Here is a 21,591-nt window from a genome sequence, read left to right as displayed (position 1 = left end):
CAGGTGCCCGGCCGGGCCGGAAGATCAGCGGACGCCGGTGAGGACCCGGACGGTGCGGCCGTGGCGGTCGTCGTGCACGGTCGCGTGGTCGCAGAAGCGGGTGAGGTGCGCGAAGCGCGGGTCGTGCACGGCCGCACCGGGGCCGTCCGGGCCGCCGGGGACGTCGGCCCGGCACTCCGCGACCACGGCCTCCGTGCTGACCCGCACGTCGAGGGTGTGCTCCCCGGGCGGCAGGTCGGTCCCGGGCACCAGGTCGACCCCGCAGGCCAGCAACATCGCCTCGTGGGCGGCGAGCACGGCCGCCTCGGCGCGCTCGCCGTCGAGCCCGGCGTCGCGGACCGCCGCCGCGAACCGGGCGCGCAATGCCGCGAGCGCGGCCCCGTCCGGGACGGCGACGGTGTCGACCGACGGGCCGAGCACCGCGGCGGGCACCGGGCTCGTCGTCGCGGGCGGACGGTGGTCGGGGGAGGGCACGGAGCCGTATGGCGTGAGCATCCACGGGTGGGCCGCGCGGGCGGCCTCGACCTGGCCCGGGGCGTAGACGCACAGCACGGCGAGCGTGCGGTCGGCGAGCAGTAGGGTCAGCGCGTCCTCGGCGACCGGGCGGTCCGCGGCCGGGGCGTCGGCGCAGCTGCGACCGATCACCACGGCGCCGGCGGGGAGGTCGGCGAGCCGGTGCCCCAGCCCGAGCGGGTCGACGTCGACCGGGGCGGGCAGGGTCAGCGCGGCCTCGGGGCGGGCGTCGCGGAAGGCGCGGGCGCCGCGGCGGTCGAGCACGATCTCGACGGGGGCGTCCGCGGCGAGGGCGGCGTCGAGCACGGGCAGGCAGAGCCGGACGAGGTCCTCCGGGTCCTCGGCGACGACGGCCGCGTGCAGCAGCCCCGGCCCGCCCGGGCTCACGCGGGGCCGCCCTCGTCCAGGACGATCGTGCCCGGGCGCTCGAGGGCGTCGAGCAGGCGGCGCAGCAGCCGGGGCGGCTCGTGCAGCACGAGCCGCTGGCCGGGTGGCGCGGAGCGGGCCGCGAGGACCATGAGCTGGGCGCACGCGACGTCGACGAACCCGACGCCGGCGAGGTCGACGTGCAGGTCCGGGCTCGCCCCGGTGCCCTGCTCGGCGACCTCCCGCATCCGGCGCATCGCCCCGGTGAGCGCGCCGCCGAAGCGCTGGGCCACGTGGGCGTCGAGGTCGCCGGAGACCCGCCAGCGCCCGCAGGTCTCGCGGGCGCCCCACCCGACGTCGACCACGTCGCGGTGGTGGATGCCGAGCGAGTGCACGACGTGCACCTCGTTCTCCACGGCGGTGGTCAGCTGGCAGAGCACGTGCAGCGGGAAGCGGTCCGCGAGCTCGTCGTAGCCGCCCTCCTGCTGCGCGAAGACCGCCACCTCGTCGGCGTCGACCAGCGGCCGGCGCGACGACTCCTGGGTCATCGCCACCGACGTCCAGCCCTCGTCGAGCGCGCGGTGCAGCTCCTCGGACTGCACCCGGTGCAGCCCCTCCGCCGTGCCGCCCACGACGTCGATCAGCCGGGGGAAGTCCATGAACTCCAGCTGCCCGGTCTCGAGCGCCCGCCGGGTCCGCACCGTCGCCTGCGGCCCGGCGATCCAGTGCTTCTCGAGCCGTCCGTCCTCGCCCAGCCAGCCCTTGTAGAAGACCTTGGCGCCGAAGGCGAGCTCGCGGTCGAGCCAGGCGGCGGTGCCGACCCGCTGCGCGTGGTCGCTCTCCGCGACCTGCAGCAGGTGGGCGCGTGCCGGTCCCGCGTCCACCGTCATCGCGTGCGTGACTCCCGGTCGGTCCGTCCCCCGACGTCCGAGGTGCGGCCTCACCGACCGCAACCGCCGACCAGCATCACCCGCCACCCGCCGTCGGGACGGACTTTCCGCGGATGTTCACCCGATCCGCACCGGTTGTCACGGCGCGTGACCGGCCTAGGGTCCACCGGTATGCCGGTCCTCCTCGGTGACGCCTACCGCGACGCCCACGCCCGGGTCGACGCGCGGATGCGCTCGCTCGCCGCCCTCGACCCCGACGCCCTCGGCACCGCCGTGCCGGCCTGCCCCGGCTGGACGGTGCACTCCGTGGTGTCCCACCTCGCGGGGATCGCGGCCGACGCCCTCGGCGGGCGGCTCTCCGGCCCGCCCGACGACGAGTGGACCGCCGGTCAGGTCGACGCGCGGCTCGGCGTGCCGGTCGAGGACGTGCTCGCGGAGTGGGCGCCCCTGGTCGACCCGATGGCCACCGGGCTCAACGACCGTCGGATCCCGCCCCCGGCCTGCGCCGACCTCCTCGTCCACGAGGGCGACCTCGTCGAGGCGCTCGGCGACGAGGTGCCGCCGGCCGCGTCGTGGGCCGGGGTCGCGGGCCTGCTGTGCGGCGGCCGCGTCAAGGGTCTCGAGGTGCCGGGGACGCTGACCGTGCGGGTGGGGGAGAAGGAGGTCGTCGGCGGCACCGGCGACGGGCCGGCGGCCACCCTGACGATCGCGCCGTGGGAGTTCCTCCGCGGCGTGTTCAGCCGACGCAGCCTCGACCAGATGCGCGACTGGGACTGGGACGGCGACCCGGAGCCGTGGCTCGCGCCGCTGTGCGTGTTCGGGACGCGGACCGACGATGGGGCTCCGCCGCGTGAGCACTGACGGTCGCCATAGCGACCCTTAGTGCTCACGTGCCGCAGGCACCTCGCCGCGGAACCGCTCGCGGTAGGCGTCCCAGTCGAACTCCGCCAGGAACGCCGCCGCCGCGTCGTAGCCGCGCCGGTACAGGGCGTCGGTGCGGCTGCGGCTGATCCCGAAGTCGAGCAGGCCGACGGTGCCGGCGTCGACGTGGATGGTGCGGGCCGCGACCCACGGCCGGTTCAGGTAGGCCTGGTCGCGGCCGACCACCATCGTCGTCAGGAGCTGCTCGAGCAGGCGCAGCGCGGTCGGCTGCGGCCAGCCCGCGAGCGGCGTCCGGAAGAGCGCCACCCGGTCGCCGAGGCCGGGTCGGGTGGTGATCGTGACGCCGAAGGTCGGCCACGCGGGGGCGGCGCCGTCGGTGCGGTCGAGGGAGTCGATCGGGAAGTTGGAGAGCAGCCCGCCGTCGACGAGCGTGGAGGACAGCCCGTCCGCGTGGACCAGCGTGGTCGGGCGGAACAGGAACGGGATCGACATCGACGCCCGCACCGCCTCCGCCACCGGCTGGGTGTCGGGGTCCAGCCCGTACACGCCGCGGTAGTCCCAGGGCAGGCGCACGAGCTGGCCGAGCGTGAGGTCCGAGCAGGTCACGACGAGCCGGTAGCGCTGCTCGGGCGGCAGCGCCGGGTCGTCGAGGCGCAGGTCGGCCCACGTGTGCACGCCGAGCGCGGCGAGCTCGGTGGTGATCCACTCGAGCAGGTACGCGCCCGTGTAGAGCCCGGCGCCCGTGAGCAGCGAGAGCCCCGGCCCGACGAGCGGCACCCGGCCGAGGCCGTGCCGGTCGGCGACCGCCCGGAAGTCGAGGCGCCGCGTGATCTCGCCCAGTCGGTCCCCGCGCGCGCCGGCCGCGGCGATCGCGCCCACCAGCGCCCCGGCGGAGGTCCCCGAGATGCGCTGCGGGGTGTACCCGGCGTCGGTCACGGCGGCGACCGCCCCGGCCAGGCCGATCCCCTTGACCCCACCGCCCTCGAGTACCAGGTCCGCGCGTCGCACCCCGCCGATCATGCTCCGTGCGGCGGCCGGACGCTCACCTGCGGGCGCCGCAGTTCCCGCAGAAGGAGGACGACGCGGGGAAGGGCGTGCCGCACAGCGCGCAGGCCGTCTCCGGTCCCGACGACGGGTGGCGCGGCGCGGGATCCGGGTCCGGGCCCGCCTGCGTGGCGTACCACGGGCCGTGCCCGGTGGCGGGACCGGTCGCGGCCGGCACCGCGGGCGCCGGGCCCAGCGCGTGAACCCGGTCGAGCAGGCGCCGCACGGCGGGCAGCGGGGCGTCGCCGACGTGCGCCCGGGCGTCGTCGGGCACCCACAGCGCGCCGATCACCGTGGCCGCGACGGCGAGCCCGAGCAGCGTCCAGCGGTCGAACGCGAGCAGCGCGGCGAGGCCGGCCAGCCCGGCGAGGACGGTCGCGGTGATCCGGGCGCCGCGCGCAGAGCGCGGCGGGGTGCGGGCGAGGGCCGCGAACACCCAGAACAGCACCGCCGCCAGGCCGGCCGAGAACACGGCGGCGACGAGCACGAAGCCGCCGATCACGCCGAGCAGCCCCCCGAGCGCGGCACCGAACTCGGAGTCGGCGCCCACCGAGGCGCTGACCAGCCCGCCCGCCAGGGCGACGAGCCCGATGACGCCGAGGGCCACCGCGGTGAGCACCCACCCGATCGCCGCGCCCAGCGACCCGGTGCGCACCAGCAGCACCGACACGGGGCTGCGCACGGGACGGCCGTACGGCCCGGTGAACCAGGCCCGCGCGTCGGGGACGACCACGAGCACGACGGCCGCCCCCAGCGTGAGCAGGGCGCCCGCCGCGAGGGGGACCACCAGCAGCCCCGAGACCAGCGCGCACACCCCGAGCACGGCCCCGACCAGCGTGAACGCCCGCGCCGGCCGGCTGCCCAGCGCCACGAACCCGGCGACGAGGCCCAGCCACACCGTGCCGACCAGCGCGAGCCCGGGCGACGGGGTGCCGGCCGCGCTCGCGAGCACGGCCAGCTCGTCGGAGGACAGGGCGTCGGCGGCGGAGAGGGTGCCGATCAACGTCGTCAGGCAGAGCACCGCCGCGAGTGCGAGGGCGCCGATCGCGGCCCAGAGCAGCACCGGCATCGCCTGGGCGCGGCCGGGGTGCGGGCCGTCCGGGTGCGGGCCGCCGTGGGGGGAGTGGCCGTGGGGGGAGTGGGCGCCGGCGGGGTCGCCGTGCCACCGGAGCGTGTCGTGCCGGCGGGCGCCCGGCGCGGGCGCCGCGGCAGGACCCGTCGTCGGGACCGGGGGAGCGTCCGCGGGCATGCCGCACGACCGGCACCATCCGCCCTGGACCGGCCCCCCGCCGCACTGCCGGCACTGCTCCATGGCGCCCATGGCACCACAGAACGGGCGGACCCGGCGGGAGGTGCGGCCGTCCGGCGCCTGCACACTGGCCGATCATGGGACTCGCGGACGCGTGGTTCGCCCTGCTGCGCACGGCGGTCGCCGCCGGGGCGCGCGACCGGGTCCTCACGTTGCCCACCGCGGCGGGCCCGGTGCGGCTGCGCGTGGCGTCGCTGACGTTCGGGGGCGGCTCGCTGCTGCGCCCGGGGCGGGTCCGTGACCTGCGGGTGGAGGCGACGGACGTCGAGTGGTCGGGATTGACCGTGCCTCGCGCGCAGGTGCACGTGGCGACCGTCGACGTCCGGCTCTCGGGGGCGCTGGAGCCCGCGGGGGTGACGGTGTCGGGCACGCTGCCGACGCCGCTCGTGCAGGCCCTGCTCGACCGGTCCGCCACGACCCCCGTGCTGGTGGCGATCCGCGACGGCGTCCCGGTGCTGCGGTGGTCGCGGGTGCCGCGCGCGGCGGCGCTCGAGGTCCGTCCGGAGGTCGACGAGGACGGGCTCGTGCTCCGGGCGGTGGCGCTGCGCATCCGACGACGGCGGTGGCGGCTCCCGGCCCGCCTGCCGCCGCTGCCCGGCAGCGGGATGCCGGTGCCGGGCGGGTTCCGGCTCGAGGACGTCGAGCCGGTGGCGGACGGGGTCGCGGTGCGGTTGTTCCGGGCCTGAGGCTCAGCAGACGAGGAGCGCCTCGCGCACGGGGCTGCGCTGGGCGGGGATCGCGGGGAGGTCGGCCGCGCCCGCCGCGATCACCAGGGCCTCCCGACGACGGGCCCGACGGAGCGCGTCCTCGCGGTCGGCCTCGGCGCGTGCGGCGGCGCGGGCGCGGTCGTCGATCGTGCCGCGGCGCGCCATCGAGACGAACGGTGCGACGAGCCAGGCGCCGGCGGCGGCTCCGGCGGCGGCAGCGACGGTGACGATCATGTGGTGTCCCCCGACATCGTGTGGCGGCCCCGGACGGGGCTCACCGTCGGTGTCGCCCGCAGCCGTCCGGCCGTTATCCCGATCACCCGATCGGACGAGGAACCATCACCCGAGTCGCGCTGCGGTGGCGAATCCGACGACCAGGGCGGCCGCGAGGAACAGGACCACGACGACGACCCCGGTCGCCTGGCCGAGCGGCGTGGAGGCCGGTCCGAGGCGCCCGGAGCGCAGGGCCGGGGGCAGCCCGGGAGCGACGACGGCGCCGAGCAGGCCGCCCACCGTGCCCCACGCCAGGCCGAGCACGACGGCGGTCGCGAGGTCGAGCTGCAGGCCGAAGGGGCCGACGACGACGGTGGTCGCGGGCACCGCAGCGGCGAGCAGCAGGGCCAGGGCCGGCCCGAGCGCCCATCCCCGCCGCACGGCCGCGTCAGGGCCGGGGGCATGCAGGGCCGCGACCATCCCGCCGAGCGTGCACACCACGCCGGCGACGAGCGGGGCGAGCCACCACGACGGTCCCTCGCCGAGCAGGTGCGTCAGGCCGACCTGGGCGTCGGCGAACGGCACGCGCGGGCTCAGCGGCACGCCGAGGGCGACGGCGAACGCGACGAGCAGGGCCGCCGGGGCGAAGACGACGACGAGCAGGACGGCGACGACGGGCGGGGTGTCGGAGCCGAGGGTGCCGCCGAGCGCGGTCGGGGTGGGGACGGCTCCGGAGCGGGCCAGCACGGACGCGACGACCAGGGCGAGGCCGGCGAGCCAGCACGACCCCAGGATCGCGCCGAGCCCCGCCACGGGTCCCGCGAGCAGGTCGCGCAGGCCGCGCAGGGCGGGCGGGAGCGCGTCGGGCCGCCGCCAGGCGATCGCGAGGGCGAGCGCACCGCCGAACCAGACGGCCCCGCCGACCAGCGTGGGGGCGACGCCGACGGTGAGCGTGCCGTCGCCCGCCGCCGCGCGCCCGGTCAGCGCGACGGCCGTGAGCCCGGCGAGGAACAGGACGAGGGTCCGCACGGCCTGCACCGGCACCTCGGCGGCGGGTCGGCTGCGGGCGACCACGAGGGCGGCGCCCAGGGTGACGGCCGCGGCGGTGACGAGCAGCGGGGTCGCGGCGACGGTCGCGCCGAGGCCGATCGGCCCCACCGTGACGCCCACGGGCCCGCCGACCCCGAGCGCGACCGCGATCGGCAGGAGCAGCAGCGGTGACCCGCCCGCCGCGTCCCCGCCGAGCGTGACCGCCAGCAGCGCGCCCGGCAGCGCCAGCACGGCGAGCACGGCGACCGCCGCCAGGAGCGCCCCGCCCCAGTCGGCGGCCGAGCCGACGTGGACGGTCGGTCGGCCGACGGGCGCGGGCCCGCGGGGGACCCCGGCGCCGGGCGTGTGGTGCAGCGGGACCCGGACGCGCCCGGGCTGCTCCGGTCGCAGGACCGGCCGGGGCGCGGGCTCGATCGTCGGCCACGCGGCCGGGCGGCCCTCACCCTCGGGCCGGCGGGGTCGTGGGGCCGGCCTAGACGGGGCCTCGCGACCCGTCGTGGGGATCGGGCCCGAGTGGCGCGCGGACCGTGGTGCCGGGACGGGTGCGGAGGCGGGGCCCGTCGTCGGGATCGGTCCGGAGTGGCGCGCGGGCCGTGGGTCCGGGACGGGCCCGGACGCCGGACCCGTCGTCGGGATCGGTCCGGAGTGGCGCGCGGACCGTGGTGCCCGGACGGGTGCGGAGGCGGGGCCCGTCGTCGGGATGAGGCCCGAGGGCGGGTCGACCGGGTCCTCGGCGCGGGCGCCGTGCCGGGCGCCCGCCTCGACCGCGGCCGTCGCCCGTGCCTCCTGCGGCGCCTGGCGCGGTGCGGGGACGTCGACCGCGCCGCAGGAGCGGCAGAACGCCCAGTCGTCCGTTCGCGGCGCCCCGCAGCGTGAGCACGACCCTGCCACCACACACCCCCGTCCGGCCCGCCCCCCGACGGCGCGGCCCCTGACATCCCACGAGGTCGACGCGCCGGGGTCGAGGGACACGAACGGGGGGCCTCGACGGGCGGTACGGCTGAACGAGTGATCAACCCCGGGTGCCCCGGGTCCCGGTGCACACGCGAGCGGCACCGGGGTGTCCGGCGGCCGCACCCTGTCGCGGTCCGCTGCGGCCACCCGCCGACCTTGTCGCGGTGAGTCCCCGCGACAAGGCGTGGTGTGGAGCGCGGGAGCCCGCGCCAGGACGACGGCGACCGCCACCGGGCCGACCGGGCGCGCAGCGGGACGGGTCGGCCCGACGGGTCGGGGGCGTCGATGGCGTCCTGGACGCGTCCAGTGCGAGCCATCCGCCATCGACGTCGGCCGCCGTGCTCCTGCACGCCCCCGGACCCCGGTATATCGTTAGCCTCAGCAACCAAAACGTGGAGGCTGGGTCATGACGGCGACCGTGGACACCACAGCGGCAGGGACGTCGGAGACCGGGGACCCGCACTACCCGATGGCGCGGCAGTGCCCGTTCGACCCGCCGCAGGAGCTGAACGCCATCCAGGCCACGGAGCCGATCACGCGGGTGACGCTCTGGGACGGCAGCCACCCGTGGCTGGTCACCCGGCACGCCGACGTCCGGGCCGTGCTCGCCGACCAGCGGTTCTCCGCCGACGTGTTCACCCCGGGCTACCCCGCCACCTCGGCGAGCGTCGCCACCCGCCGTCGGACCGCCCCGAGCTTCATCGCGATGGACGACCCGCAGCACGCGTTCTTCCGCAAGATGCTCATCAGCGAGTTCAGCGTCAAGGCGATCCGGCGGCTCCGGCCGATGATCACCGAGGCCGTCGACGACCTGCTCGACACGATGGCGGCGTCCGAGCAGCCCGTCGACCTCGTGCAGGCCTTCGCCCTGCCGCTGCCCAGCCTCGTCATCTGCCGGATGCTCGGCGTGCCCTACGCCGACCACCCGTTCTTCCAGGCACGGTCGCACACCCTGGTCGACACCACGTCGTCCGTGGACGACTCGGTGGCCGCGACGAACGAGCTGGTGGAGTACCTGGAGGGGCTCGTCGCGGAGCGGGAGGAGTCCGGCTCCGAGGACGACCTGCTGGGTCGGCTCGCGGTCCGGCACGTGCTGACCGGCGAGATCACCCGGCACCAGGCGGCGTCGATGGGGCTGCTGCTCCTCGTCGCGGGGCACGAGACGACCGCGAACATGATCGCCCTGGGCACGCTGCTCCTGCTGCAGGACCCGGACCAGGCCACGAAGGTCCGCGACGGCGAGTCGGTCGACGGGGCCGTGGAGGAGCTGCTGCGGCTGCTCACCGTGACCCACATCGGACGGCGCCGCGTCGCCACCGAGGACATCGAGCTCGGCGGGGTGACGATCCGCGCGGGGGAGGGCGTGATCGCGGCCGGCGAGATCGCGAACCGCGACCCGGACGTGTTCGCCGACCCCGACGCGCTCGACGTCGACCGCACGCCCAACCACCACGTCGCCTTCGGCCACGGCGTGCACCAGTGCCTCGGCCAGCAGCTCGCGCGCGTCGAGCTGCAGATCGCCTACCCGGCGCTGCTGCGCCGCTTCCCCGGGCTGCGGGTGGACGCGCCGCTCGAGGACATCGCCTTCCGCGACACGATGGCCGTGTACGGCGTCCATGCGCTCCCGGTCACATGGTGAGGCGCTGACACCGCTTTTCCCGACGACGGGTGAGAATGGTTCCGCAGGGGCGGGAGGACCCGTCGTCGGGAATTGTCCGAATTGGTCAGGTCTGGGGTCGATGACGTCGAAGGTGCGGCTGCTGGCCGTGACGGTGATTGCCGGGATTCTCGTGGCGGGGATGGCGTTCCCGCTGGTGGGGGGCCTGGGGCTGCTGTCGAGTGAGGCCATCGTCGGTGCGCAGGACACGGCGCCGGGGGTGATCGGGGGTGACATGCCCTCGATCACCACGATCACCGACATGAACGGTGCGCCGATCGCGTACCTCTATGACCAGAATCGTCAGATCGTCCGGTCCGACCAGATCGCGGTGACGATGAAGGCGGCGATCGTCGCGATCGAGGACCGCCGGTTCTTCAGCGAATCGGGCCTCGACCCGCGCTCGATCGCGCGGGCCCTCGTGAACAACGGCACCGGCGGCTCCACGCAGGGCGCCTCGACGCTCACCGAGCAGTACGTCAAGAACTACGACGAGTACGTCGCCGCGAAGACCCCGGCCGAGCAGCTCAAGGCCACCGAGGCCACCTTCGGGCGCAAGCTGCGCGAGGCGCGGGTGGCCGAGCAGCTCGACCACTCGCTGTCCAAGGACGAGATCCTCACCCGCTACCTCAACGTGGTGTACCTGGGCAACCAGTCCTACGGCGTCGCGGCGGCCGCGCGCACGTACTTCGACGAGACGCCCGAGCAGCTCACGGTGCCCCAGGCCGCCCTGCTCGCCGGGATGGTGCAGAGCCCGACGGCGTACGACCCGGTCGACCACCCGCAGGCCGCGACCGGGCGCCGGAACGTCGTCATCGACCAGATGCGCCAGCAGGGCGAGCTGACCCCGGAGCAGGCGGCCGCGGCCACGGCGGCCCCGCTCGGCGTGGCGGCTCCGCTGCACGGGATCGCGAACGGCTGCGTCGGCGCCGGCGACGACGGGTTCTTCTGCAGCTACGTCCTCGACTACCTCGACCAGGCCGGGATCACCCCCGAGCAGCTGCGCTCGGGCGGCTACACGGTCCGCACCACCCTCGACCCGGCCGCGATGGCCGCCGCCAAGGCGGCCGTGGACGCGAAGGTCCCGCCGACGCAGCCGCACGTGGCCGACACGCTCGCGATCGTGCAGCCGGGCGCGACGTCGCACCCGGTGCGGGCGCTCGCCGCGAACCGCGGCTACGGGCTCGATGCCGCCGCCGGGCAGACCACCTACGACCTGCCCGCGGAGCCGGAGAACCTCGGCGCCGGGTCGGTGTACAAGATCTTCACCTCGGCGGTGTACCTCCTGGGCGGCGGCGGGATCTCCAACGTCATCCCGGTCCCGCCGTCGGGGTACGCCTCCCCGCTCTCGCCGGGCTTCGTCGTCAAGAACGACGGCAACTACCCGGGGGCGCTCACGCTGCAGGACGCGCTCGCGCAGTCGCCGAACACCGCCTTCGTCAAGCTGGAGGAGACGACGGGCGTGGCGCCGGTGGTCGACATGGCGGTGCGGATGGGCATGACGTCGCTGGCGAAGCCGACGGCGACGGGTGGCCCCTCGATCGCGGACACCGTGAAGGCGCAGAACCAGGCCTCGTTCACCCTCGGCCCGACACCGACCAGCCCGCTGGAGCTCGCGAGCGTCGGCGCCACCCTGGCCTCGCACGGCACGTGGTGCCCGCCCGACCCGATCATGTCGGTCACCGACGCCACCGGGGCCCCGGTCACGATCCCGACGACCGCCTGCCACCAGGCCCTCCCGCCGCAGCTCGCCGACACCCTCATGACCGGCATGTCGAAGGACGACCAGCCGGGCGGCACGTCGGCGGCCTCGGCGGTGGCGGCCGGGTGGAACCGGCCGACGGCGGCGAAGACCGGCACCACGGAGACCTCCGAGTCGGGGGCGTTCGTGGGGGCGACCCCCCAGATGTCGGGCGCCTCGATCGTCTTCGACGACTCGTCGTCGCCGCGGCCCATCTGCTACGGCACCCCGCCGACGACCTGCGCCACCGGCAACCTGTTCGGCGGCGAGACCCCGGCCGCGACCTACTACCAGGCCATGACGACGGTCCTGGCCGGGCAGCCGGTGCTGCCGCTGCCCCCGACCGACCCGCGCTTCGTCGCGGGTGGCAACCGGATCACCGTGCCGCAGGAGATCGGGCAGCCGGTGGACCGGGCGGCCGCCGCCCTGCGGGCCGCCGGGTTCGTGGTGACGACCTCGCAGGTCGACAACCGCTCGCCCGCGGGCACCGTGGTGGGGCAGACGCCCGGCGGGGGCGGGGGACAGGGCATCGCGGGTCAGACGATCGCGCTGGTCTCGTCCTCCGGGCACGTCGCTCCGCCGCCGGCGGCCCCCTCCTCCCCGTGATCCGACCTCACTCCATCGGGTGGTAACGGCCGCGGTTCGCGACAGGCCGTGCGAGGCGGCGCGTCTCGCCCCGGCAGCACGGCACCGCACCGCACGATGGAAGGACCCCGCGCGTGAACCAGGCCCCGACCACGAAGACCGCGTTCATCACCGGCATCACCGGCCAGGACGGCTCGTACCTCGCGGAGTTCCTGCTCGCGAAGGGCTACCAGGTGCACGGCCTGATCCGGCGGGCGTCGACGTTCAACACCCACCGCATCGACCACCTCTACCGCGACCCGCACGAGCCCGGGGCGCGCCTGCACCTGCACTACGGGGACCTGACCGACTCCTCGCGCCTGGTGTCGCTGCTCTCCGAGATCGCGCCGGACGAGGTCTACCACCTGGCCGCGCAGTCCCACGTGCGCGTCTCGTTCGACGAGCCGGAGTTCACGGCGAACACCACCGGCGTGGGCACGGTGCGGCTGCTCGAGGCGATCCGGATGATCGGGCTGGACGTGCGCTTCTACCAGGCGTCGAGCTCGGAGATGTTCGGCGCGACGCCGCCGCCGCAGCACGAGGAGACGCCGTTCCACCCGCGCTCGCCCTACGGCGTGTCCAAGGTGTTCGGCTACTGGACCACCCGCAACTACCGCGAGGCCTACGGGCTCTTCGCGGTGAACGGGATCCTGTTCAACCACGAGTCCCCGCGGCGCGGCGAGACGTTCGTGACCCGCAAGATCGCGCGGGCCGCGGCGCGGATCGCGCTCGGCCTCGAGCAGCACGTGTACCTCGGCAACCTCGACGCGGTCCGCGACTGGGGCTTCGCCCCGGAGTACGTCGAGGGCATGTGGGCGATGCTGCAGGCCGACGAGCCCGCCGACTACGTCCTGGCCACCGGCACCGCGTACACGGTCGAGGACTTCGCGCGCCTGACCTTCGCCCACGTCGGCCTCGACTGGACCCGCCACGTGCGCTTCGACGACCGCTACCTGCGTCCCACGGAGGTCGACGCGCTGATCGGCGACCCGTCGAAGGCGGCGCGGGAGCTGGGCTGGCGGCCCCGCACGTTCACGCCCGAGCTCGCGCGGATCATGGTCGACGCCGAGCTGTCCCAGCTGCAGGGGCCGGCCGCCGAGGTCGCCCCGTTCCCCGGGCCGGGCTTCGTGGACCGGTCGATCGCGGGCTGATCCGGGCACGCTGCGTGACAGGCCCGGTCGCCGTCGGGCGTCCCGTCACTCACGCCCCACCACAGCGGTGCACGGCGCGTCGACCTGCAGGTCGACCACACGGGCGGCGGCTGCTCGATGGTGGTGGGAACCGTGACGAAACGTGACCGAAAAGCGCCTGATACGTCACACTGCGTACGTGGGAGCACCCTCGGCACCGACCGACCGACGTCCGCGGCGCGCTCCCGTCTCCCTGGGACGGGTCGCCGAGAAGCTCGTCGGCGTCCGCGTGGGCGCGACGACGGCGCTGCCCGACACCGGCGGCGGCGAGCTCGACGCCGACTACCTGCCGCGGGCCGCCGACGAACGCCTGGCCGAGCTGCTGACCGCCCCGACCCACCCCGTCGTCGTCGTGACCGGCCCGCCGTCGGCCGGGGTCACCCGGACCGCGGCGCACGGCGTGCGCCGGCAGCGTCCCGACGACCTGTTCGTCGCGATCGACGACCCGCACCGCGCGCGGCTCGACGAGGTCGTGGAGCGGGCCCGGAAGCGGGCGTCCGCGTCCCGGTCGGTCGTCGTCTGGTGCGACGACGCCCCGCTGGCCCTGCTCGACCAGGTCCGCGGGGACGTGCTCGCCGCCTGCCGGGCGGACCGGGACATCGTGGTGCGGCTGGTGTTCACCGTGCGCTGGGGGCTGGCCCCGCTCTCCCGGGGGGAGGTCGCCGCGCCGCGCTTCGCGCCGGTGGTGGTCGCCCCGCTGACCCCCGCCGAGGTCGTCGGGCGTGAGTCCCACGCGCTGGTCGCCGCGCTCGGCGTGCCGCGCGCGGTCGGGCGCCGGCTCGGCGACCTCGTCTCGCCGCTCGAGGCCGCGCGGGCGGCTTTTGCCGGCCCGTCCGGCGACGTCGTGCGCCTCGCCGCGGTGTGGCACCGCCTGGGCGTCCCGACCGCGCTCGACCTCGAGACCCTCGACGCCCTGCGCCCCGACGACGCCACCGGCGACCTCGCGTCCGTCGTGGACGGGCTCGTCGAGGCCGGGTGGCTCGTGCGCACGACCCGCGCGGGGGAGCGGCACCTCGCGCCCGCCCGCGTCCTGGTCGACCTCGCCCGCCTGCCCTCGGCCGAGCTCGTCGGGTGCATCGCCGCCCGCCTCGACCACCACGCGCGCTACGCGGCCGCCCGCACCATGCTCGCCGCCGGGCTGGACAGCCTCGCCGCCGCGATGGTGACCGACCTCGAGCCCGACCCGCTCGGCCCCGTCGTCGCGCTGCGCATCGCCCGGGGCTACGCCGGACTGGAGCGCGACCGGGAGGCCGCGCAGTGGTTCGCCTACGTCATCGCGGTCGGCGACGAGGAGCAGGCCCGGGCGGCGCATCGCGGCCTCGGACTCGTGTTCTACCGCTACGACCGGCTCGACCGGGCCCGGCGTCACCTCGACCAGGCCGCCGACCAGCTCGGCGTGCAGGTGGTGCTCGCCGACATCGCCTTGCGGCAGGGGCGGATCGCCGACGCCCGGACCCTGCTCACGGTGCTGCGCCGATCCCGCGACCCCGCGCTGGCCGTCGAGGCGGCCTGTCAGCTCGGCACGCTCGAGTCCACGACCGGCCACCCCGACGCGGCCCGCGAGGCGTTCACCGCGGCGCTGGCCGCCGCCGACCCGGCCGTCGTGGCCCGGGCGCGGACGGGGCTGACGGCGCTGGCACCCGCCACCTCCGGTGACAGCAATGCGTCATGGCATGCATCCAGTGACAGTGACGCCACATCGTCGGCCGGCGAGGACGCCGAGGAGGCCGAGCAGCCCGAGGAAGCCGAAAGCGCCGGGGACGCCGAGGAGTCACCCGCGGCCCGGGTGGTGCCGCTCGCGGCGAAGCCGCGCACCTGAACCGACCCGACCGGTCGTCGGGAACGGGATGGCAGGGTGTGCGGCATGGCCGTCACGCACGTCGTCACGTTCAGCTGGGTCGAGGGCACCTCGGCGGGGACCGTCGAGGACATCCTGCGCAACCTGCAGGAGTGGATCGACCGCCGGGAGGGGCTCGAGGGCCTCGAGTCGTGGAAGGCGGGTCCCGACCTCGGGGTCAACGAGGGCAACGCCGACTTCGCCGTGTCGGCCACCTTCACCGACCAGGACGCCTACCTGCGCTACCGCGACCACCCGGAGCACAAGCGGATCATCGCCGAGCAGATCGCGCCGCTGATCTCCTCGCGCTCGGCGGTCCAGTTCGCGCACTGACCCCGGAGACGGGACGAGCCCGGCGCACGACGAGGTCGTGGGCCGGGCCCGGGAGTCGGTGGGCGCTACTTGGCGCCCGCGGTGGGCGTGGTCTTCGGGCCGTCGGGCAGGCGGGAGCCGCCGCCGCCGCCGGACCCGTCGTCGTCGGGACCCTCCTCCGTCGACGGTCCGGCGGCCGGGTCGTCGACCCAGATCATGATCGTGTCGCCCGGGGTCGCCGCGGCGCCCGCCTTCGGGCGCTGGTTGGTGATGATGCTGCGCCCCGCGCCCGTGTGCCGGGCGTTCTGCGGGATCGCGAGCAGACGCGCGTCGAGGGCCGCGTCGTGGGCGTCGGCCGCGGCGAGCCCGACGAGCTCGGGGACCGTGGTCGTGTCGGTGAGGCTGTCGGCCATGGCCCAACGGTACCGACCGGTGACGCGTCGTGTCGGCGGGGTGCCGGGGCGTGTCCCGATCGCTTGACAGGGTGATTCACCCGTAAAGACTAGGATTTCGATCACACTGTGGACTTAGAGTAGCCGCCACTCCGGTCGACTCCGACGAATCGAGACCACGGTTCACGGATGCGGACGCGAGAACCACCACACCGTGATCGAACCGGGGGTTACGTGATGCGTGCCGTCTACCGTGTCCTGGCCTATCTGCTCGCGCTCGAGGTCATCGTGCAGGCCGCCGCGATCGCTTGGGCGATCTTCGGCCTCACCGCGTGGATCGAGGGCGGGGGCGTCCTCGACAAGGCCGGGATGGAGAGCGAGAGCGTCGTCTTCGACGGCGTCACCGGCTTCATGGTCCACGGCATGAACGGGACCCTGATCGTGCCCGCGCTCGCGCTGCTCTTCCTGATCTCCTCGTTCTTCGCGCGGTTCCCCGGGGCCGTCGCGTGGGGCGCGGCGGCGTTCCTGCTGACCGTCGTCCAGGTCGCGCTCGGCATCTTCGCCCACGCGATCCCCGCGCTCGGCATGCTGCACGGCGCCGTCGCCCTGGGCCTGCTCGTCGTCGCGCTCGTCGCGGCCCGCCGCAGCAGCGCGGCCGACCGGACGCGTGAGCCCGCCGCCATGGGCAGCCACCACGCCCCCGTCGCCTGAGGTGCTCACCGAGGTCCGGCCGACCGCGGCGGCCGCATCCCGCGGCCGCCGCACCCGTCGTCGCACGCTGGTCGCGGTGCTGGCGACGCTCGTCGTCCTCGCCCCGATCGCCTGGTTCTGGGCCGCGAGCCTGCCCGCGGGCAGCTGGTCCGTCGCCGACATGGGCGTTCCCGACGACGGGGGTGGTCCGGCCCTCATGGCCGGTCACGGCCACGGTCACGACGGCACGGTCGGGCGCTCGGTGGACACGCTGCGGCTCCCGGCGTCGGTCCCCGCGGACGTGACGGTCACGCTGGTCGCCCGGGCCGACGGCGCGCGCTACACGCTGAACGGGCGGACGCCGGGGCCGGAGATCCGGGCCGTGGCGGGCCAGGTCGTGGCGGTCCGGCTGGTCAACGAGAACGTGGCGCGGGGGATCACGCTGCACTGGCACGGCCTGGACGTGCCGAACGGGGACGACGGCGTGGCCGGCGTGACCCAGGACGCGGTGCTGCCGGGGCAGGAGTTCGTCTACCGCTTCCGCGCCGACCAGGTCGGCACGTACTGGTACCACTCGCACCAGGTCGCGGACGAGCAGGTCCGGAACGGGTTGTTCGGGTCGCTCGTCGTGGAGCCGCCCGGAGGCGTGAGCCCGGACGCGACCGCTCTCGTGCACCTGTTCGACGGGAAGCGCACCGTGAACGGCGCCCCGGGGGAGGTCGCGGTGCCCGCGGCGCCGGGGAGCACGGTGCGCGTGCGGATCACCAACACCGACGACGGGCCGATGCGGGCGTGGTCGGCGACGCCCTACCGCGTCCTGGCGGTCGACGGCACCGACGTGCACGCGCCGACGCCCGTGTCCGGCGCGGCCGTGCTGGTCACCGCGGGCGGGCGCGCGGACCTGGAGGTCGTCGCGCCGGCGCGGATCGAGCTCGGGGGAGCGGCGGTCGTCGTGGGCGGCGGTGGTGCCCCCGCGCCGGTGCCGACCGCGACCGTCGACCTGCTGACCTACGGCTCACCGGTCGCGCTCGGCTTCGACCCGACGACCCCGAACCGCGTGTTCGACTACGCCATCGGCCGTCGGCCCGGCTTCGTCGGCGGGGTCCCGGGGCTGTACTGGACGATCAACGGCGGGCTGTACCCCGACGTCCCGATGTTCATGGTGCGCGAGGGCGACGTGGTGCGGATGCGCATCAGCAACTCCTCGGGCGAGGTCCACCCGATGCACCTGCACGGGCACCACGCCGTGGTGCTCGCGCGCAACGGCGTGCCGGCGACCGGGAGCCCGTGGTGGATCGACTCCCTCGACGTGCCCGACGACGCGACCTACGACGTCGCCTTCGTCGCCGACAACCCGGGCGTGTGGATGGACCACTGCCACAACCTGGCCCACCCGAAGCAGGGCCTCGTGGCGCACCTGATGTACGAGGGCGTGACGACCCCCTACCGGGCGGGCCCGGACACGCCGAACGACCCGGAGTAGGGCCGGGTGCCGGCACGGGGATGCGTCAGACCCGCACGTCGCGCGCCATCGCGATCTCCGGCGCGGCCACGCGGACCCGCTCGGCGAGAGGGCGACGGCCGTCGGCCGAGACGACGAGCAGGTAGTCCCCGGCGCGCGGCACCTCGACGCGGTAGTGCCCGTCCACGGTGCGGGCCGTGGCGACCTGGGCGCCGGTGAGCGCGTCGATCAGGGTCACGGTGCCGTCGACCGCCGCCCCGCCGTCGAGCACCCGCCCGGAGAGGCCCGGGGCGGTGAGCTCGTCGACCGCGTCCGGCCCGCCCCACGCGTCGCGCGCCGCCGGCAGCTCCCGCGGCGCCGGACCGGAGTCGGCCACCACCGCGTGCGGGCGGCCCGCCGGGACCAGCGAGCCACACACCACCGCGGCGACCACGAAGATCGCCGACGCGACGAGGAAGGCGCGGTCGTAGCCGGCGAGCGCGGCGGCCCGGGGGTCCAGGCCGAGGCCGAGGGCCGTCGCGGTCGCGGTGCCGGCGATCGAGGAGAGCAGCGCGGTGCCCACCGAACCGCCGACCTGCTGCATCGTGTTCACCGTCGCCGACGCCACCCCGGCGTCCTGCGCGTCGACCCCGAGGGTCGCGGTGTTGATCGAGGTCGACATCGCGGTGCCCATGCCGAGGCCCATGAGGATCAGCGGCCCCAGCACCCCGCTCGCGTAGGTCGATCCCGGCGAGAGGTGCGAGAACCAGAAGAGCGCGCCGGACCCGAGCAACAGGCCCACGACGATCAGCGGCTTCGGCCCGAGGCGGGGCAGGACGAACGCGGGCACCGTCGTCGACGCCGTCATGATCGAGGCGACCATCGGCAGGAACGCCACCCCGGTCAGCACCGGGGAGAGGCCCAGCTCGGTCTGCATCACGTAGGCGAGGAACAGCGACAGCCCGAACATGCCCGTCGTCAGGACGAGGATCGTCAGGTACGAGCCGCCGCGGAAGCGGTCGAGCAGCACGCGCAGCGGCAGCAGCGGCGCGGCGCGGACCCGCTGCACCGCGACGAAGGCCGCCAGCAGGACCACACCGGCCGCGAGGAGGACGTAGACGGGCCACGAGCCCCAGCCGTCGGTCTCGGCGGTGGCGAAGGCGAAGACGACCCCGAAGAGGCCGGCCGAGGCGAGCACGGTCCCGACGAGGTCGAGGCGCGGCCGCGCCCCCGCGGGGTGCGCCGGCATGAGGACCAGGGCGCCGACCAGCGCGATCAGCGCGAAGACGACGTTGACGTACATGCACCAGCGCCAGTCGGCGTACTCGGTGAGCGTCCCGCCGAGCAGCAGTCCGATCGCGGCGCCCGAGCCGGCGAGGGCGGAGAAGACGCCGAAGGCGCGGGCGCGGTCGCGGCCGGCGGGGAAGGTCGTCGTGAGCAGCGAGAGCGCCGCCGGGGCCAGCAGCGCGCCGAACACGCCCTGCAGCGCCCGCGCCGCCACGAGCAGTCCGAAGCCCGGGGCGAGCCCGCCGAGCACCGAGGCGACCGCGAACCCCACGAGCCCGACGACGAACGCCGCCTTGCGCCCGAACAGGTCCGAGAGGCGCCCGCCGAGCAGCAGCAGGCTGCCGAACGCGAGCTCGTACGCGGTGGCGACCCACTGCCGCTGCGCGTCGGTGAACCCCAGGTCGGCCTGCGCGGACGGCAGGGCGATGTTCACGATCGAGTTGTCGAGGATGACCATCAGCTGGGCCACGCCGATGACGGCGAGGATCCACCAGCGGCGCGGGGCCTGCTCGACGGCGGACGGGGTCGCGTGGGTCACGGAGCGCGCAACAACGTTGCAACCCTTGCCCGCACCGGCCTCCGCGCGTGACCGTGGTCACCTCACCACTGGGCAACACGAGAAGAGGTGCCGCGTGACGCAGACCCTGGATCGCCCCGGGAGCGAGGTGGCCGACCGCGTCGAGGCATGGGTGTCGGCGTTCCAGGACGCCCTGTCCGCGCGCGACGTCGGCGCGGCGGTGTCGCTGTTCGCCGACGAGTGCTACTGGCGCGACCTGGTGTCCTTCACCTGGAACATCGCCACGGTCGAGGGGACCGACGAGGTCGCCGACCTGCTCACCCAGGTGCTCGACCGGATCGACCCCACGCACTTCGCGGTTGACGGCGAGCCGAGCTCCGCCGACGGCGTCGACGAGGCGTGGCTGACCTTCGAGACGGCGGTCGGCCGCGGGACCGGGCACGTCCGGCTCAAGGACGGCAAGGCCTGGACCCTGCTGACGACGCTCGACGAACTCAAGGGCCACGAGGAGAACCAGCGCGAACGGCGCCCGTTCGGCACCGAGCACGGCGCGAACCCCGACCGCGTGACGTGGAAGGAGAGCCGCGAGCAGGAGGCGGAGGAGCTCGGCTACACCCGCCAGCCCGAGGTCGTCGTCATCGGCGGCGGCCAGGGCGGCATCGCGCTCTCGGCCCGCCTGCGCCAGCTCGGGGTCCCGACCATCGTCATCGAGCGCAACGAGCGCCCCGGCGACTCCTGGCGCAAGCGCTACAAGAGCCTCGCCCTGCACGACCCGGTCTGGTACGACCACCTGCCCTACATCCCGTTCCCGGACAACTGGCCGGTCTTCGCGCCGAAGGACAAGATCGGCGACTGGCTCGAGATGTACACGCGGGTCATGGAGATCAACTACTGGGGCTCGACGACGGCGGAGTCCGCCGAGTTCGACGAGGCCGAGGGCCGCTGGACCGTGAAGGTCCACCGCGACCGCGGCAACGGCCCCGAGGAGGTCGTGCTCCGGCCGACCCAGCTCGTCTTCGCGATGGGCGTCTCCGGCAAGCCGAACCGGCCCGAGTTCCCGGGCACGGACCGCTTCCGCGGCGAGATCCAGCACTCGTCGGAGCACCCCGGGCCGCAGGGCTACGAGGGCAAGAAGATCGTCGTGATCGGCTCGAACAACTCCGCGTTCGACATCAGCGGGGCCGCCTGGGAGGCGGGCGCCGACATCACGATGGTGCAGCGGTCGTCCACGCACATCATCAAGTCGGACACCCTGATGGAGCTCGCCCTCGGCGGGCTCTACTCCGAGGAGGCCGTGCGCAACGGGATCACCACGCGCACCGCGGACCTGACGTTCGCGTCGCTGCCCTACCGGATCATGGCCGACTTCCAGCGGCCCGCCTACGACGAGGCTAAGGTCCGCGACCAGGAGTTCTACGACCAGCTCCGCGCGGCCGGCTTCGAGCTCGACTTCGGGGACGACGAGTCGGGCCTGTTCATGAAGTACCTGCGCCGCGGCTCGGGCTACTACATCGACGTGGGCGCCGCCCAGCTCGTGGCCGAGGGCAAGGTCAAGCTGGTGAAGGGGCAGGTCCAGGAGTTCACCGAGGACGGGGTGACCCTGGAGGACGGCACCCACCTGGAGGCCGACCTCGTCGTCCTCGCCACCGGGTACCGCTCGATGATCACCTCGGTCGCCGACATCATCGGCGAGGAGATGGCCACGCGGGTCGGGAAGGTGTGGGGCCTCGGCTCCGAGACCACGAAGGACCCGGGCCCCTGGGAGGGCGAGCAGCGCAACATGTGGAAGCCCACCCAGCAGCGGAACCTGTGGTTCCACGGCGGGAACCTCCACCAGTCGCGCCACTACTCGCTCTACCTGGCGCTGCAGCTGAAGGCCCGCCACGAGGGCATCGACACGCCCGTCTACAAGCTCCAGCCCTCGCACCACACCGAGTAGCGACCCCGGCTCGGTACGGGCGGGCCGTTCGTGCGT

General features: G+C 75.2%; 18 protein-coding genes. 10 read left to right on the top strand and 8 right to left on the bottom strand.

What is annotated here, in order from left to right:
- Window positions 1-24: 24 nt before the first annotated feature.
- Both LN037_RS11285 and LN037_RS11280 read right to left on the bottom strand, forming a co-directional pair.
- Window positions 25-900, bottom strand: coding sequence for a hypothetical protein (locus tag LN037_RS11285; protein WP_230752351.1), 876 nt, complete (start codon window positions 898-900; stop codon window positions 25-27).
- The gene (locus tag LN037_RS11280; RefSeq protein WP_230752349.1) at window positions 897-1,769 is read right to left on the bottom strand and encodes an STAS domain-containing protein; all 873 of its coding nucleotides are present in this window, start codon (window positions 1,767-1,769) and stop codon (window positions 897-899) included. The genes LN037_RS11285 and LN037_RS11280 overlap by 4 nt, the downstream gene beginning before the upstream one ends.
- Window positions 1,770-1,940: 171 nt before the next feature.
- Between LN037_RS11280 and LN037_RS11275 the strand changes: the two genes are divergently transcribed.
- Entirely contained in the window at window positions 1,941-2,630 is a 690-nt protein-coding gene (locus LN037_RS11275; protein ID WP_230752347.1) for a maleylpyruvate isomerase N-terminal domain-containing protein, read from the top strand.
- Between the two features lie 18 nt (window positions 2,631-2,648).
- On the opposite strand, the gene LN037_RS11270 is transcribed toward LN037_RS11275, so the two are convergent.
- The gene (locus LN037_RS11270) at window positions 2,649-3,659 is read right to left on the bottom strand and encodes a patatin-like phospholipase family protein (protein WP_230752345.1); all 1,011 of its coding nucleotides are present in this window, start codon (window positions 3,657-3,659) and stop codon (window positions 2,649-2,651) included.
- 34 nt (window positions 3,660-3,693) lie between these two features.
- Window positions 3,694-5,070, bottom strand: a complete 1,377-nt coding sequence (locus LN037_RS11265) for a hypothetical protein (RefSeq protein ID WP_230752342.1) — start codon at window positions 5,068-5,070, stop codon at window positions 3,694-3,696.
- A gap of 11 nt (window positions 5,071-5,081) precedes the next feature.
- Between LN037_RS11265 and LN037_RS11260 the strand changes: the two genes are divergently transcribed.
- Window positions 5,082-5,690 (top strand): hypothetical protein, encoded by a 609-nt coding sequence (locus LN037_RS11260; RefSeq protein WP_230752339.1) that lies wholly within the window; start codon window positions 5,082-5,084, stop codon window positions 5,688-5,690.
- A 3-nt stretch (window positions 5,691-5,693) separates the two neighbouring features.
- On the opposite strand, the gene LN037_RS11255 is transcribed toward LN037_RS11260, so the two are convergent.
- Together LN037_RS11255 and LN037_RS11250 are read right to left on the bottom strand one after the other, a co-directional pair.
- Window positions 5,694-5,945, bottom strand: coding sequence for a hypothetical protein (locus LN037_RS11255; protein ID WP_230752337.1), 252 nt, complete (start codon window positions 5,943-5,945; stop codon window positions 5,694-5,696).
- Between the two features lie 105 nt (window positions 5,946-6,050).
- The gene (locus LN037_RS11250; RefSeq protein WP_230752335.1) at window positions 6,051-7,865 is read right to left on the bottom strand and encodes a hypothetical protein; all 1,815 of its coding nucleotides are present in this window, start codon (window positions 7,863-7,865) and stop codon (window positions 6,051-6,053) included.
- 469 nt (window positions 7,866-8,334) lie between these two features.
- On the opposite strand from LN037_RS11250, the gene LN037_RS11245 reads away from it, so the two are divergent.
- The 5 genes from LN037_RS11245 to LN037_RS11225 all read left to right on the top strand — a co-directional run bounded on the left by LN037_RS11245 (window position 8,335) and on the right by LN037_RS11225 (window position 15,310).
- A complete protein-coding gene (locus LN037_RS11245; protein ID WP_230752333.1) occupies window positions 8,335-9,567 on the top strand; it encodes a cytochrome P450 in 1,233 nt (410 codons plus the stop codon).
- A gap of 100 nt (window positions 9,568-9,667) precedes the next feature.
- Window positions 9,668-11,932, top strand: coding sequence for a transglycosylase domain-containing protein (locus tag LN037_RS11240; RefSeq protein ID WP_230752331.1), 2,265 nt, complete (start codon window positions 9,668-9,670; stop codon window positions 11,930-11,932).
- A gap of 113 nt (window positions 11,933-12,045) precedes the next feature.
- A complete protein-coding gene (gmd, locus tag LN037_RS11235) occupies window positions 12,046-13,101 on the top strand; it encodes a GDP-mannose 4,6-dehydratase (protein ID WP_230752328.1) in 1,056 nt (351 codons plus the stop codon).
- Window positions 13,102-13,279: 178 nt separating this feature from the next.
- Complete coding sequence (locus LN037_RS11230; protein ID WP_230752325.1) at window positions 13,280-14,959, top strand: tetratricopeptide repeat protein; 1,680 nt, start codon at window positions 13,280-13,282, stop codon at window positions 14,957-14,959.
- A 45-nt stretch (window positions 14,960-15,004) separates the two neighbouring features.
- Complete coding sequence (locus LN037_RS11225) at window positions 15,005-15,310, top strand: Dabb family protein (protein WP_230752323.1); 306 nt, start codon at window positions 15,005-15,007, stop codon at window positions 15,308-15,310.
- 65 nt (window positions 15,311-15,375) lie between these two features.
- On the opposite strand, the gene LN037_RS11220 is transcribed toward LN037_RS11225, so the two are convergent.
- The gene (locus LN037_RS11220; protein WP_230752321.1) at window positions 15,376-15,702 is read right to left on the bottom strand and encodes a PASTA domain-containing protein; all 327 of its coding nucleotides are present in this window, start codon (window positions 15,700-15,702) and stop codon (window positions 15,376-15,378) included.
- 216 nt (window positions 15,703-15,918) lie between these two features.
- Between LN037_RS11220 and LN037_RS11215 the strand changes: the two genes are divergently transcribed.
- Both LN037_RS11215 and LN037_RS11210 read left to right on the top strand, forming a co-directional pair.
- Window positions 15,919-16,392, top strand: a complete 474-nt coding sequence (locus LN037_RS11215) for a hypothetical protein (protein ID WP_230752306.1) — start codon at window positions 15,919-15,921, stop codon at window positions 16,390-16,392.
- A 1-nt stretch (window position 16,393) separates the two neighbouring features.
- Complete coding sequence (locus tag LN037_RS11210; RefSeq protein ID WP_230752304.1) at window positions 16,394-17,854, top strand: multicopper oxidase family protein; 1,461 nt, start codon at window positions 16,394-16,396, stop codon at window positions 17,852-17,854.
- 25 nt (window positions 17,855-17,879) lie between these two features.
- On the opposite strand, the gene LN037_RS11205 is transcribed toward LN037_RS11210, so the two are convergent.
- Window positions 17,880-19,637, bottom strand: a complete 1,758-nt coding sequence (locus LN037_RS11205) for an MFS transporter (protein WP_308286137.1) — start codon at window positions 19,635-19,637, stop codon at window positions 17,880-17,882.
- A gap of 94 nt (window positions 19,638-19,731) precedes the next feature.
- Here LN037_RS11205 and LN037_RS11200 point away from each other — a divergent pair, with 94 nt between their 5' ends.
- On the top strand, window positions 19,732-21,555 hold the full coding sequence (locus LN037_RS11200; protein ID WP_230752302.1) for an NAD(P)/FAD-dependent oxidoreductase: 1,824 nt from the start codon (window positions 19,732-19,734) through the stop codon (window positions 21,553-21,555).
- Window positions 21,556-21,591: the final 36 nt, after the last annotated feature.

The sequence above is a fragment of the Actinomycetospora soli genome (assembly GCF_021026295.1).
Lineage (GTDB): Bacteria > Actinomycetota > Actinomycetes > Mycobacteriales > Pseudonocardiaceae > Actinomycetospora > Actinomycetospora soli.
The sequence above is the reverse complement of the archived record's forward strand: the minus strand, read 5'-3'. Positions and strand labels throughout refer to the sequence as shown.

Coding starts and splice junctions, on each gene's coding strand:
- LN037_RS11280 (WP_230752349.1), bottom strand. CDS start 1,769: ATGACGGTGGACGCGGGACCGGCACGCGCCCACCTGCTGCAGGTCGCG.
- LN037_RS11275 (WP_230752347.1), top strand. CDS start 1,941: ATGCCGGTCCTCCTCGGTGACGCCTACCGCGACGCCCACGCCCGGGTC.
- LN037_RS11260 (WP_230752339.1), top strand. CDS start 5,082: ATGGGACTCGCGGACGCGTGGTTCGCCCTGCTGCGCACGGCGGTCGCC.
- LN037_RS11255 (WP_230752337.1), bottom strand. CDS start 5,945: ATGATCGTCACCGTCGCTGCCGCCGCCGGAGCCGCCGCCGGCGCCTGG.
- LN037_RS11245 (WP_230752333.1), top strand. CDS start 8,335: ATGACGGCGACCGTGGACACCACAGCGGCAGGGACGTCGGAGACCGGG.
- LN037_RS11240 (WP_230752331.1), top strand. CDS start 9,668: ATGACGTCGAAGGTGCGGCTGCTGGCCGTGACGGTGATTGCCGGGATT.
- LN037_RS11225 (WP_230752323.1), top strand. CDS start 15,005: ATGGCCGTCACGCACGTCGTCACGTTCAGCTGGGTCGAGGGCACCTCG.
- LN037_RS11220 (WP_230752321.1), bottom strand. CDS start 15,702: ATGGCCGACAGCCTCACCGACACGACCACGGTCCCCGAGCTCGTCGGG.
- LN037_RS11215 (WP_230752306.1), top strand. CDS start 15,919: ATGCGTGCCGTCTACCGTGTCCTGGCCTATCTGCTCGCGCTCGAGGTC.